The sequence below is a fragment of the Cytobacillus sp. FSL R7-0696 genome, from assembly GCF_038006865.1.
In the GTDB taxonomy this organism is placed as follows: domain Bacteria; phylum Bacillota; class Bacilli; order Bacillales; family Cytobacillaceae; genus Cytobacillus; species Cytobacillus kochii.
Genome location: NZ_JBBOWA010000001.1, coordinates 2970498 through 2985219, shown reverse-complemented (window position 1 = coordinate 2985219; position 14722 = coordinate 2970498). Strand labels below are relative to the sequence as shown.

Sequence of the window (14722 nt, the reverse complement as noted above, 5' to 3'; positions counted from 1 at the left end):
AAGGCTAGAAGGCAAACCCTCTAACCTTTTACTGGTAGCTTGTTTATCTTTATTTATTATTATCATCTGTTTTGAAAAAACTCAATAAAAAAGTTTACCCTCTTTGTTCAACAGGAACGTAAGCTTGCATTCCTGGACCTGTATAATCAGCACGAGGACGGATTAAACGATTATTAGAGTATTGTTCTAAAATATGAGCTAACCAACCAGATACACGGCTAACTGCAAAGATTGGTGTAAAGAGATCGTGATCGATACCTAAGCTGTGGTATACAGATGCCGAATAAAAATCAACATTAGGAGGAAGGTCTTTCTCTCCAGTCACAATTCCTTCAATTTTCGTAGACATTTCATACCAATGTGGTTCGCCTGTCAATTCTGTTAATCTCTTAGACATTTCTCTTAAATGTTTCGCTCTTGGGTCGCCTTTTCTATATACACGATGACCGAAGCCCATTATTTTATCTTTATTTGTTAATTTTTCACGAATAGCAGGTTCAACATTATCTAATGTCCCGATTTCTTTAAGCATTTTCATTACAGCTTCGTTAGCACCACCGTGTAGAGGTCCTTTTAATGCACCAATAGCTGCTGTAATACCTGAGTACATATCAGATAATGTCGCAACACAAACGCGAGCTGTAAAAGTAGAAGCATTTAATTCATGATCAGCATGTAGAACAAGTGCTTTATTCATTGCTTCAACTGCTACATCTTCTGGTTCTTCCCCATTTAACATAAACAAGAAGTTAGCAGCAAAACTTAATTCCTTTTTAGGAGCAATTGGCTCTAAGCCTTTTCTCACACGCGCAAATGCAGCAACAATAGCTGGCATTTTTGCTTGTAAACGGATGGCTTTTCTATAGTTCGCATCCTCTTCCATTACATCAGCTTCTTCATCATAAAGACCAAGAAGTGATACAGCGGCGCGAAGAGCTGCCATTGGATGAACTTGATCAATTGGATAAGTCTTAAAATGAGCAAGTACCTCTTGTGGCAAATTCATATTTTCTGCCAATTGTGCTTTTAATTCATCTAGTTGTGATTGTGTAGGTAATTTACCATGCCATAATAAATAGATGACTTCCTCAAAACTAGCATTCTCTGCCAAATCATCAATGTTATAGCCTACATATGTTAAAGTATCATCAATGATTGAACTGATAGCAGATGTAGTAGCTACTACACCCTCCAGACCGCGTGTCGCTGTCATAACAAACCATCTCCTTCTTTGAAATATTTTCCCCAAACCCTCTGTCTGCATGAAACTTATTCATTAAGTTGTTATCAGATAAACCTGATAGCTCTATTGGCTATTGTAGCCGATTTAATCCAGCCAATATGTATTAAGCTGGGAGACAGACTAAATGACATTCTTAGTCAGATTTCCATCTGACAGAACAATCTCTGAACGTATGCTCAGTACAAACATGTACAAACAATAATGAAAGAAAATGCTTACATTTTCTTTTTGGTATAAAGTATCTACTATTTTCATAGACTCAACTATCAAACCTATTTGTACATGTATATTATAAACAATTATCTGACTTTTGTGAAACGAAAAATTCATAAAAATACAAGTGATTGATAGCTTTCTACCAATTATTGAATATACTCAAATATCTTCATGAATAAATAGGCGATACCCGCTCCAATTAGCGGACCGACTGCTACTCCTTTAAATAGTGTAATAGCTAGAATTGTTCCTAGAACAAGAGCAGTCGTAATATGTGGATCTTCTGATAGGAGGGTAAGCCCGCCCTTTGCTAATAATGCAACGATAATGCCTGATATACAAGCAACCCAAGCATAAGGTGATTTAAACGCATCTGCTAGATCTTTGAACCCGATTGCTCCACTTGCAATAGGGGCTAAAACAGCAATCGTAATAATCGTTACACCCCAATTAATACCCTTACTTTGGATAAATGAAAACACTTTTAACTCTGTTCCGACTAATTTTAACAATAGGAGGACAGCAATCGCAAATATAAGAGATTGATTTTTAGCCACAATACTGATAGCTAAAAGCAGTAGTAAAAACAGGAATGACTCCATATTCTATCTCACCTTCCTGCTAATGATGTTATTTTAACATAATTTCGAAAAAAGATAAAATTAATTTCTATTTCGCTCATTACGTCACTAAAGATAATAAGGACAAAAGAGCATATTTTAGGTTAAAAGATTAAAATTAGCGTCTAGAAAACAATGTCAGATTATTCAACCTTTTTCACTTAAAATCCATTAAGGAGGAGTGCCGAACAATGACAAGTGCCCTACATTACCAAATCATGAGATTCTTTTTTGTCTTAATCATCATCTTTACTTTATTATCTGCTAGTTTTTACTTGTCATCCATTGCTTATCCTTTTCTAATAGGGTTAGGTATCGCATACATCATTAATAGGACGGTCAATTTTTTTCAATATACATGTAAAATACCACGATCTTTTTCTGTTTTCATTTCTTTAACATTACTAATAGGTGTTATTCTGGGCGGCGCAGTTATTTTGATCACTGAATTGGTCTCTGGGGCAGCTCACCTATCAAAAGTTGTGCCAGCACATGTACAAGTGTTTATTACACATATAGAACACTGGATCGCCAATCAATTTATGCCTGTGTTAAATAAACTAACCAGTTTATTTAACCATCTAGGAACAGAACAACAAGCAAGCGTTATGGCCAATATAGAAGAAATAGGTAAGAATATTGGACAGTCATTAGGACTTTTTCTGCAATCTTTTTTTGAAAAGCTTCCTGCATTATTCTCATGGATACCTAATGCAGCAACTGTCATTATTTTTTCTCTTTTGGCTTCATTTTTCATTAGTAAAGACTGGGAAAAAATAAAACTATCTTTTCTTAATCTGGCACCTGAATATGTAAGACGCAGTAGCATTACCGTCTTCACTGACCTGAAATCTGCCCTTTTTGGCTTTATAAAGGCACAAGCAACTTTAATATCAATTACTACTCTTATCATCTTGTTGGGCTTATTAATATTAAACATAGATTATGCGATGACAATCGCCATTATCGCCGGTATGGTTGATATTCTTCCTTATTTAGGGACAGGTATCATCTTTATTCCATGGATTATTTATTCCTTTTTTATTGGTGAAACGACCATTGCAGTTGGACTCTCTATCCTGTACGTTATTATTATTGTCCAAAGACAAGTAATGGAACCAAAGATTTTATCTTCCAATATTGGTTTAGATCCATTGGCGACTTTAATCGCTTTGTTTATTGGCTTTAAACTATTTGGATTCCTCGGACTCATAATTGGTCCAATTATTCTTGTCATCCTTTCTACTTTGTACAGAGCAAAAGTATTCACAGATATTTGGCTTTATATAAAAAATGGAAGAGAGGAGAAGTAGAAGACAGCCATTATAATAGATGCTAAATTTGAGGGACTCCTTTTTTGAACCTCGACTATAAACCAACTTCTCGCCAATGTAAAAATCCGAACATAAATGAATTGTGAACAGCCCCCTGTCAAGTAGACAGTGGAAATAATAAAAAGTTACCTAAGCGGCTATAGCTCTATATTCCATAGGGCTATAGCCGTTTAGTCGTTTTTGGTATCGATTATGATTATAGAAGTGAATATACTCCGTTATGGCATTGGAAAGTTCCTCATAGGTCATAAATTTATGTAAATAATATTTCTCACATTTCAGTGTTCCCCAAAAGGATTCCATAGGTCCATTATCGATACATCGCCCAACGCGAGACATACTATGAGTCATTTTTAACTTTTTTATCCTACTTTTAAATCCATAGGAGGTGTATTGATAACCACGGTCGCTATGAATGAGAGGCTCCTTTCCCTTTAAATGCTTTGTCGCCAGGTCAAGTGTATCGAACACCAGTTCATTGTTATTAGAATGCCCGAGAACATAACTAATAATAGAACCATCATAGAGATCACGAATGGCACTTAAATAAGCTTTTTGGGAGGAACCATATTTAAATTCTGTGACATCCGTGACCCATTTTTCATTCGGCTTATTAGCTGTAAACTCACGATTTAATATATTTTCCGTGACATATTGGGGGATAGAACGTTTATATCGTTTTTTCTTCACTCGAATCACCGAGCGTAATTGAGCCACTTTCATTAATCGATAGATTCTCTTATGATTCAGTGGCTTATTAAATTTTCTATTCAAATGAAGAGTCATTTGGCGATAGCCGAAAATCCCCTTCATTTGTATATGGAGGATTTTCATCTCTTTCATAATAGCTTCATTCAGAATCTCTTGGGAAGTCGGTTGACGTCTTAGCCATTTATAATAAGCGCTCCGAGTGACGCCCGCGATATCACACAGAAGAACTATGCTTAGATTCTCTTTCTTATGTAGTTCCTGTATGGCGACATACTTATCTTTAAATCGAATCCTGCTTATTTCCGCCTCCTTTCGAGTTCCTCCAACTTTTTTAAGAATAAGTTCTCTGCACGTAATCGTTCATTTTCTTGTGCTAGCTTTTTCATTTCGAGTTTCATTTTTTCTTCTGGTGTTAACTCAATTTCTGTTTTATTCCTCCCTCGTTTGTCTTGAAGACCTTCCTCTCCACTTTCTTCATATTTTTTAACCCATGTATAGACTTGTTGGTAAGACACTTGAAAAGTGTCAGCTGTCTTCTGATAATCTTTTCCGTTCCCCAAGCAATCAAGTACAACTTGAATTCGTTCCTTCCAAGTTGTTTTTCTTCCTTTAGTCATAGAGCTCGTCCTTTCTTTTGACGTATCCTTTATTTCACTATGACTATTATACTTCTTCAACCATAACCTGAGGACAGACTCATCTGATATTTTATATCTTTTGGCAATTTCCTCTAAAGAATAGTGGCCGGATAGGTAGTCCTTCATGGCTAATATTTTTAAATTCTTCGGGTACGTTTTCCAGGATGTCGATTCTTTAAGACCTTCAAATCCATACATATCAAATTTATACTTCCAAATTCGAATGGCACTTCTACTAACCTTATACTTTTTTATTATCTCCGCTACAGATAAAATACCATCTTTTAATGTATTTATTACTTCTATCCTAACTTCGAGTGGATGAGCTCTTTTAGACATAAATATACTCCCCTTTTAGTAGCCAGATTTTATTTTTTTATCTGTCTACCTAGAGGGGAGCATATCATTGGATATGTTCGGATTTTTTTTTGTCTATTCTTTTTTTAATATATGGGATCACCTTTGTCTAAATGCTCACCATTTTATCACTTTGATGTTGCCCTGATTAATACGTCTTCTAAGGAAGTGATACAAAATAATTTTTAATTTATTTCTTATAAAAGGAATTAATAAAAGAACACCTATGAAATCTGAAATAAACCCTGGTAACACAAGGAAAACACCTGCTATGAATATACAAAGACCATCTAGCATGGAATCACCCGGCATTTCCCCTCGGCGCGTTTCCATCTGTACCTTTTTCATTACTTCCATCCCTTGCCTTTTTGCTATATAAACGCCAAAAACGCCAGTCAATATAATTAGAAGAAATGTCACGGCCACACCTAAAGCCTTACCGGCAAGAAGCAGTACAACAATTTCAATCGCCGGGATTAAAATTAGCGGTAATAATATATAGCGCATTTAGCCACCTCATTATATTTTATATATATAATGATATCAAAATTATGGGCTCCCGAGAAACATAACACATTTCCATCATTGGAAAATCCCACTTTATAAATTTAAGAACAAAATGCTACTTAAACGAATTCGGGAAAGTACCTATATCGATACCCCATGCAATTGGCATATAGAAATAAATCATTACACCAACAAAGATAATTGTAAAAATACTTAACCAAAATCCGGATTTAGCCATATCACCTATTTTTAAATAGCCAGATCCAAAGACAATAGCATTAGGCGGTGTGGCAACAGGGAGCATAAACGCACATGAAGCAGCAATTGCAGCAGCTACCATAAGCGCATACGGATGAAGGTCTAACGCTAATGCTAAAGATGCCATAATAGGGAACATCATTGTAGCTGTTGCCGTATTTGATGTAATCTCAGTTAAGAATGTCACAAGTGCTGTTACGCATAGAATGACAATAACAAGATGCACACCCTCTAAAACAGTTAACTGCTCTCCAATCCATGTGGCTAAGCCTGAATCCTTAAAGCCTTTGGCTATTGCTAATCCCCCACCAAATAGTAATAATATCCCCCAAGGAATATTCAATGCATCTTTCCAATTTAAGAGCTGAGAATCCTTACTACTTTTCGATGGTAAAAGAAATAGAATAATCGCTGCAGCAATCGCTATAATCGTGTCGTCGATTCGGCTCATAAAATCAAAAGGAATGAACGATCTTGTAATCCACGCAACCGCAGTAGCAAGAAACACTACTAATACTAATTTTTCCTCAAAAGATATATTTCCTAAACGTTTTCTTTCAGAAGAAATGATTTCTTTTCCACCTGGAAGCTCCTTGATTCTCATAGGGAAAGCCATTTTAATTAAGTAAAACCAGGCTACAAGTAATAAAATAGCTGCGAAAGGAACCCCAAATAGCATCCATGTAGCAAAAGAAATATCAATCCCATAAATTTCTTTTACAACACCTGCAAAAATCATATTTGGAGGTGTCCCAATTAAAGTACCTAAACCACCTATTGAAGCTGCATAGGCAATCCCTAGCATTAGTGACTTACCAAACCGGTTAGCAGATTCTCTTTCCGACTTCATGGAATCGTTTACATGTGTAATAACAGCAATGGCAATCGGCATCATCATCATGGCCGTTGCAGTATTCGATATCCACATTGAAAGGAAACCTGTAGCCACCATAAACCCAAGAACAAGCCTAGATGTACTAGTACCAACCACAGTAATGATACCAAGTGCAATTCTTAAATGGAGATTCCACTTTTCCATCGCAATGGCGATAATAAAGCCACCTAAAAATAAGAATATTGTATTATCCGCATATGAACTCGTAATTCCTTCAGTCACTGCACCAGTAACGGGAAAGAGAATGATCGGCAATAGTGAAGTTACTGGTATTGGTATGGCCTCAGTAATCCACCAGACAGCAACCCAAAGAGTACTTGCTAGCACTGCTTGGGCTTCTCTTGACATTCCTTCAGGTGAAACAAATAGGAGGGTTAAAGCAAAAAGAATGGGCCCTAATAATAAACCTATATTCTGTTTTTTCGTTCTTTTTCTCTGTTTCGGATTCTCTCCATTATTTTCATCTGATTGCTTCAATTCATTTGATTGGTTCTTATCAGACTCGTTCTTCACTGAGAATAACCGTAATAAGTCCTTTATTTGATCATGCAACCTCCACATTTCCATCCAAAATCCTTGCATATAATTCAGCATATCCTCACCACTCCCTTTAATTATGTATTTATTTATTTTTTTCAATATTTCTATTCTAAATAATTTAAGAGATATGTTATCATTATAATTGTGATATATTATATTTAATATTATGTTATACTAATATAACGATATTGGCAACAATTATATTCTATTTTGAGTTAAAAATTTAATTAGGTTGTCTAAATATCTTTTTCAACCTTATTTTTCAATCTTATATAAAAAAAAGAACTGCCGATTAATAGTATCCGACAGTTCTTCTATGTTTATAAGACACTCGCATGGCCGTTATAAATGACACCTCTTTGTGAGTCTACTGTAATGTCTTGACCGTCCTTAATTAATTTTGTAGCCATATCTAAACCGACAATAACCGGAATACCCAGGTTTAAACCAATTACAGCACCATGGCTCGTTAGACCACCTTCTTCAGTAATTAAAGCACTACATTTTTCAATAGCTGGGACCATTTCACGATCAGACCCAATTGTTACGAGTATTGAGCCTTCTGTAACCTTTTCCATCGCTTCTTTCGCATTGCGGGCAATAACTGCTTTACCAAATGCTGACTTTCTGCCAATTCCTTGAGCTTTTGCAATGATATCGCCAACTACATGAATTTTCATTAAGTTTGTTGTTCCTGCTTCTCCAACCGGAACTCCAGCTGTTATAACAACAAGATCCCCCGAATGAACGATTCCTGTTTGTAGACTTTCTTCTACAGCTATATCTAGCATATCATCGGTTGTCTTAGCCTTTTGGCCAACTTGCGAATATACTCCCCATACAAGTGATAAGCGACGAGAAACGTATTCATGTGAAGTGACAGCTACGATTGGATTCACCGGTCTGAATTTAGCAATCATTCTAGCTGTATGTCCACTCTCTGTAGGTGTGATAATGGCGCTGACTCCTAAGTTTAGTGCTGTATGTGCAACAGATTGGCCGATGGCATCAGTCACATTATGTTTATTATTTTTACTTCTTTGAGATAAAATTTCTCTATGATTTAAGGCTGTTTCTGCACGAGAAGCGATATTATGCATCGTTTTAACTGCTTCTACAGGGTAAGAACCCGCTGCTGTTTCACCTGATAACATGATTGCATCCGTACCATCAAAAATGGCATTAGCAACATCACTTGCTTCCGCACGAGTTGGGCGAGGGTTTCTTTGCATGGAATCTAACATTTGTGTTGCTGTAATAACCGGCTTTCCAAGTTCGTTGCATTTTTTAATTAATTGCTTTTGTACAAGCGGTACTTCCTCCGCTGGAATTTCAACACCTAAATCTCCACGCGCTACCATTAAACCATCTGACACTTCTAGAATACCTTCAATATTATCTACGCCTTCTTGGTTTTCGATTTTGGGGATAATATGAATATATTCTGCATTATTTTCTTCTAGTAATTGACGAATTTCTAAAACGTCTGATGGTCGTCTCACAAAGGAAGCGGCAATAAAGTCAACTTCTTGCTCAATTCCAAAAAGAATATCCTTGGCATCCTTTTCTGTGATGCCAGGGAGGTTAACTGAAACACCTGGTACATTCACACCTTTTTTATTCTTTAACGTACCGCTATTTAAGATTTTCGCATGAATTTCTTCTTTCTCTTTATTGATAGCATCGACTTCCAAAGCAATCAACCCATCATCTAAAAGAATACTAGAGCCAATGTGAACATCATCAATGAGGCCACTATATGTAACAGAGAATTTGTCTGTTGTCCCTTCCACTTCATTCATACTCACAATGATATTGTTACCCGCTTCTAATTCAATCGCACCGTCTTTCATATCATTTGTACGTATTTCTGGACCTTTTGTATCTAATAAAATTGCAACTGTCTTTCCAGTTTGCTTGGATGCTTCGCGGATATTAGCAATTCGCTCACCATGTTCTGCAAAATTCCCGTGTGAAAAATTTAATCTTGCTACATTCATGCCAGCATTTATTAATTCAATAATTTTTTCAATACTTTCACTAGCTGGTCCAATTGTACAAACAATTTTCGTTTTACGCATATTAATATATACCTCCTAATTATGTACGCTTAAATTGAAAGCTCTCTTGATAACTCGTATAGGTCTAAATCTAACCTATTATGTTGACTTAAGACATCACGCAAGCTATTTGCTACGACTTGGTTATTATTCAAACCAACTGCTTGTCCACCTTTTTCTTTGGCAAGTAATTCCACTGCATGAGCACCTAAACGACTAGCTAAAACACGATCAAATGCCGTTGGAGATCCGCCTCGTTGGATATGACCAAGAACAGACACCCTCGTTTCAAGTGAGGTTGCGCTCTCAACTTGTTTTGCGAATTCTATACCACTACAAACACCTTCAGCCACAATGATAATACTATGCCTTTTTCCTCTATCAAGTCCACTTTTGAGTTTTGTTGCAATTTCATCTATATCGTAATTTACTTCAGGAATAAGAATGGTTTCTGCTCCACCAGCTAAGCCTGCCCATAAGGCAATATCTCCTGCATCTCTACCCATTACTTCTATAATAAAGGTTCTTTCGTGTGAGCTCGCTGTATCCCTGATTTTATCTATGGCATCAATGACTGTATTTAATGCTGTATCAAATCCAATAGTATATTGTGTACCTGCAATGTCATTATCAATCGTTCCTGGTACACCTACACATGGAAAACCTGCTTCAGTGAGGGCAAGCGCTCCTCGATAAGATCCGTCTCCGCCAATCACAACTAGACCTTCTATTTGATGTGCCTTTAAGTTCTCTATTCCCTTTTGTCTTCCTTCTTCTGTTTTAAACTCTTCACATCTTGCGGAATAAAGAATCGTACCGCCACGATGAATAATATCACCAACAGATCCTAATTCTAGCTTTTCTATATTACCATGAATTAGACCAGTATAACCGCCATAAATACCATATACCTCGATCCCATCATGAATGGCTTTTCTAACAACTGCACGAACGGCCGCATTCATTCCAGGTGAATCTCCTCCACTCGTTAATACACCAATTCTTTTCATCTTCTCTATCACCTCTATTATGGGAAAACAATTTGTATTCTATTAATATGAACGAACCTAGGGGAAAGGGAAAAGAGGACCTACAAAAGGTTAATAAGCTTCTTCTACTGTTAAAATAGCACGAAAAAATAAACATCACAATTATAATTTATTAAGTTTCGTTAAAGAATTGTTACTAAAAGCATATTCAAGCCAAATATGAACAAAGGTATACATTCTATTATGAAGCATATCAGAGTATAAATTACTTTATAGTTGCTCTCGTTTGGTACAAATTATTATATTCTTTTTTAAATAACGTGAATAATAGGAAAAACGTGCAGTTCGCACGTTTTTATTTTACCCCAATATAATCTCTTAAAAACGAATATTTCCCAATTGATTTATATTTCTCATAACGATGATCTACTAATTGCTTTTCATCTAGTTGAGATAAATCTTTTAATGACTGATAAAGAATATCTTCAATTGCTAGTGCTTGTTGCTCAACATCCTTATGAGCTCCACCTTTTACTTCAGGTATGATTTCATCGATAACTCCAAGCTCCTTTAAATCTGGAGCAGTAATACGCATCGACTCAGCTGCTGTTTGCGCTTTCGCCGCATCTTTCCAAAGAATAGAAGCAGCTCCCTCTGGTGAAATAACAGAGTAAGTAGCATTTTCTAGCATATGAATATAGTTACCAATGCCCAACGCCAAAGCGCCGCCACTTCCCCCTTCTCCAATTACTATGCACACAACCGGTACTTTCAAACTAGCCATTTCAAAAAGGTTTTTAGCTATCGCTTCACTTTGCCCTCTTTCTTCAGCTGCCTTGCCTGGATAAGCACCTTTCGTATCTATAAAACAAACAATTGGTCGGCGAAACTTTTCCGCTTGCTTCATTAAACGCAACGCTTTTCGATAACCTTCAGGATGCGGCATACCGAAGTTTCTACGGATATTTTCTTTTGTATCTTTTCCACGTTGATGGCCGATCACTGTAACAGGATGTCCTCTAAACTTAGCAATCCCACTAACAATCGCTTCATCATCTCCGAATACACGATCGCCATGACATTCAAAAAAGTCATCAAACAAATACTCTATATAATCTAATGTAGTAGGGCGATTAGGATGACGAGCAATTTGCACGCGATCCCATGGTCCTAGATTTTCATATATATCTTTTTCTAACTTGGCTAATCTTGTCTCGAGCTTATTAATTTCAGATCCTAAATCAACATCTGCTGTCTTCGTAAATTCTTTTAATTCAGCTATTCTTTTTCTTAGTTCAATAATCGGTTTTTCAAACGTTAATTCAGTTACCATTTAAGCTCACCTCCTGGCTGATGAATGGAAAGAATGTTAGCAATCTCCTCTCGCAGCTTAGAACGATGAATAACGGCATCAAGCTGCCCATGCTTCAATAAGAATTCTGCTGTTTGGAAGTCCTCTGGCAACTCTTCACGAATTGTCTGTTCAATAATACGACGCCCGGCAAAACCAATTAACGCTTTTGGCTCAGCAAAATTAAAATCTCCTAATGAAGCGAAACTAGCAGAAACACCACCAGTAGTCGGGTGTGTCATTATCGAGATAATTAAGCCACCATTATCACTGAATCGCTTAAGCGCCACACTCGTCTTCGCCATCTGCATCAAACTCAATACACCTTCTTGCATTCTTGCACCACCAGAAGCAGTAAAGATAATGAATGGCACTTTCAATTCATCCGCCTTTTCGATTGCCCTTGTGATTTTCTCTCCGACCACAGAGCCCATGCTTCCCATTCTAAAAGTCGAATCCATTACGGCCAGAACAATTTGAAAACCATCCAATTCTCCAATCCCTGTCATTACCGCTTCATTCATGCCTGTTTTCTTACGGTCTTTTTCAACTTTTTCAAGGTAATCTGGAAAAGCAAGCGGGTTTTCTGATATCATTTCACGATCTAGCTCTTGAAATGTCCCCTTATCTAGAAAGCTCTCAAAACGTTCTGCTGCGTTCATTGGGTGATGATGACCACAATTAATACATACCTTCATGTTTTTCATTAGTTCTTTCGTATACATTATCTTCTTACATTCAGGGCATTTAGTCATGATTCCTTCTGGGACATCTTGCTTCGCTGCCTCAGAAGGAATAGTTGCATATTTTTTCTTCTTTGATTTTGTAAAGATGTCTTTTAGCAAGGTGAAACCTCCTTGTAATTACAAAGTAAATAACAAAAGTGAAATTTACCTTTCCTACTTTAGTAATCATTACCAATTCCCTAGGTGGCCAGACCACTTAGAAAAAAACAATTGCCTATCGACGTAAGTGCGAGAATATAGCTTGTCTCATCACTATACAATAATAGGCTTAAAAAAGATGGAAAACATTGTCGTTAAATGCTCGACAAATTTCTTATTAAACAATATTGAATTTTTGCTGTTTGTTCATCTTTCTCTATCATCGCATCTATTAATGACAGATAGGTTTTTTGATCAACAATCGCTGAACCAAAGTCTAACGAATTATAATAATCGGTTAAAATCGTCCAGAGACGCTTAAATAAATGGTTATCTGCTATGAGAACGATGCGATAAAAAAATTCATTCTCTTGAAACACCTCAGAAGTGACCCAATTTCTAAAAGCTTCAAGTTCTTTTGGCGTTGCTTTTCTCATCGCTAACCATATACAATCCCATTCTACCAAATATTTCGTTTCTTTAATATCAGTTTTTGCTTGTTTGTCTTGCAGAATAAATGTACTCAGTAATTGTACCAGATTATGACCGCGAAAATCTTTAATAAAGGTTCCTTCGCCTCTTCTCGTCTCTATTAAACCTAGTAGCTCTAACGCACGAAAAGCTTCACGAACGGAAGAACGCCCAACATTTAGGCGTTCTGACATTTCACGTTCTGAAGGTAGTTTATCACCTGTTTGATAACCTTCTTCTTGAATAATATTTCGCAGCTGTTTCACGATTTCTATATATAATTTCGTTGAATTGTCCAGCGAACTCACCGCCTATCGTTATTTATCTTTTCCGATAGCTGCAAGCTGTGCTGTTCTTTGCTTCACTTCTTCTGGGTCAACTTTAATTCTAGCTACGCCAGTTTCCATAGCTGATTTAGCTACTGCAGATGCTACTGCTGGTGCCACTCGTGGGTCAAATGGAGCTGGAATGACATAATCAGAATGTAAGTCTTCTTCAGCAATCAATTCAGCAATTGCTTCAACCGCAGCAATTTTCATATGCTCATTAATATGAGTTGCACGAACATCTAAAGCACCCCTAAAGATTCCTGGGAAGGCAAGAACATTATTTACTTGGTTAGGGAAATCTGAACGACCTGTACCAACAACAAGCGCTCCAGCAGCTTTTGCTTCTTCTGGCATGATTTCTGGTGTTGGATTAGCCATAGCAAAAATGATTGCCTTGTCGTTCATTGATTGTACCATATCAGCTGTCAGAGCACCCGCCACTGATACACCAATAAATACATCTGCATCTTTAATTGCATCTGTTAAACTGCCTTTAACTTGGTTACGATTTGTGAACCGGGCAACTTCACTCTTAATATCATTCATCCCGTTTGGACGCCCTTCATAGATAGCACCCTTTGTATCACACATAATAATATCTCTTACACCATAACGGTATAGTAATTTAATAATAGCAATACCTGCTGCACCAGCACCGTTTGCAACCACTTTTATCTCGCTCATCTTTTTACCAGCAAGTTTAAGGGCATTGACGAGTCCAGCAACAGTTACAATGGCCGTGCCGTGTTGATCATCATGGAACACTGGTATATTTGTCTCTTTTTTCAAACGTTCTTCAATATAGAAGCAATTCGGTGCTGCAATATCCTCTAAGTTCACACCGCCAAAAGTCGGCTCCATTAACTTCACCGTATCAACGATTTTATCAATATCATTGGTATTCAAGCAAATAGGAAAAGCATCAACACCTGCAAAACTTTTAAATAACACAGCTTTCCCTTCCATTACTGGTAATGCTGCTTCTGGTCCGATATTGCCAAGTCCAAGAACGGCTGTTCCATCAGAAACCACGGCTACCATATTGCCTTTCATTGTATAATCATAAACTGTTTCTGGTTTATCATAAATTTCTTTACATGGCTCTGCAACGCCGGGAGAATAAGCTAAGCTTAACTCTTTCGCATTTGTAACAGCTACTTTTGATTTAGATTCTAATTTACCTTTATGAACCTTATGCATATTTAATGCTTCATCTCTTAATGACATGACCTACACCCCTTAGTGCTTTCTTATAATTCTTCACAAACCCAACATACTAGCTGTCTCTTCTTTTCTTAATATGTAAAATTTGTCTCTCT

Annotated in this window: 12 protein-coding genes; 1 reads left to right on the top strand and 11 read right to left on the bottom strand. The window is 36.8% G+C overall.

What is annotated here, in order from left to right:
• Window positions 1–94: 94 nt before the first annotated feature.
• Entirely contained in the window at window positions 95–1213 is a 1119-nt protein-coding gene (gene citZ, locus MKX29_RS15505) for a citrate synthase (RefSeq protein ID WP_224935782.1), read from the bottom strand.
• Window positions 1214–1605: 392 nt separating this feature from the next.
• A complete protein-coding gene (locus MKX29_RS15500; RefSeq protein ID WP_095372309.1) occupies window positions 1606–2061 on the bottom strand; it encodes a DUF441 domain-containing protein in 456 nt (151 codons plus the stop codon).
• Between the two features lie 209 nt (window positions 2062–2270).
• Between MKX29_RS15500 and ytvI the strand changes: the two genes are divergently transcribed.
• On the top strand, window positions 2271–3392 hold the full coding sequence (ytvI, locus tag MKX29_RS15495; RefSeq protein ID WP_341106424.1) for a sporulation integral membrane protein YtvI: 1122 nt from the start codon (window positions 2271–2273) through the stop codon (window positions 3390–3392).
• A gap of 150 nt (window positions 3393–3542) precedes the next feature.
• On the opposite strand, the gene MKX29_RS15490 is transcribed toward ytvI, so the two are convergent.
• From MKX29_RS15490 to MKX29_RS15450, 9 genes are all read right to left on the bottom strand, one after another.
• Window positions 3543–5101, bottom strand: a protein-coding gene (locus tag MKX29_RS15490; RefSeq protein WP_224939358.1) for an IS3 family transposase whose coding sequence is annotated in 2 segments (ribosomal slippage) — window positions 3543–4447 and window positions 4447–5101 — 1560 coding nt in all. Because the reading frame shifts where the segments join, the coding sequence is not laid out codon by codon here.
• A gap of 135 nt (window positions 5102–5236) precedes the next feature.
• Window positions 5237–5626 carry an FxsA family protein gene (locus MKX29_RS15485; protein ID WP_341106422.1) on the bottom strand — a complete coding sequence of 130 codons (390 nt, stop codon included), beginning with the start codon at window positions 5624–5626 and terminating at the stop codon, window positions 5237–5239.
• Between the two features lie 115 nt (window positions 5627–5741).
• A complete protein-coding gene (locus MKX29_RS15480) occupies window positions 5742–7373 on the bottom strand; it encodes an SLC13 family permease (protein WP_251162583.1) in 1632 nt (543 codons plus the stop codon).
• Between the two features lie 266 nt (window positions 7374–7639).
• Entirely contained in the window at window positions 7640–9400 is a 1761-nt protein-coding gene (pyk, locus tag MKX29_RS15475) for a pyruvate kinase (RefSeq protein ID WP_224935778.1), read from the bottom strand.
• A gap of 29 nt (window positions 9401–9429) precedes the next feature.
• Window positions 9430–10389, bottom strand: a complete 960-nt coding sequence (gene pfkA, locus MKX29_RS15470) for a 6-phosphofructokinase (RefSeq protein ID WP_095372304.1) — start codon at window positions 10387–10389, stop codon at window positions 9430–9432.
• A 334-nt stretch (window positions 10390–10723) separates the two neighbouring features.
• Window positions 10724–11701: an acetyl-CoA carboxylase carboxyl transferase subunit alpha gene (gene accA / locus MKX29_RS15465; protein ID WP_224935777.1), complete on the bottom strand. Its 978-nt coding sequence runs from the start codon at window positions 11699–11701 to the stop codon at window positions 10724–10726.
• Window positions 11695–12564: an acetyl-CoA carboxylase, carboxyltransferase subunit beta gene (accD, locus tag MKX29_RS15460; protein WP_095372302.1), complete on the bottom strand. Its 870-nt coding sequence runs from the start codon at window positions 12562–12564 to the stop codon at window positions 11695–11697. The genes accA and accD overlap by 7 nt, the downstream gene beginning before the upstream one ends.
• A 194-nt stretch (window positions 12565–12758) precedes the next feature.
• A complete protein-coding gene (locus tag MKX29_RS15455) occupies window positions 12759–13382 on the bottom strand; it encodes a FadR/GntR family transcriptional regulator (RefSeq protein ID WP_224935776.1) in 624 nt (207 codons plus the stop codon).
• Window positions 13383–13391: 9 nt separating this feature from the next.
• Window positions 13392–14630: an NAD(P)-dependent malic enzyme gene (locus MKX29_RS15450; RefSeq protein ID WP_224935775.1), complete on the bottom strand. Its 1239-nt coding sequence runs from the start codon at window positions 14628–14630 to the stop codon at window positions 13392–13394.
• Window positions 14631–14722 lie beyond the last annotated feature (92 nt).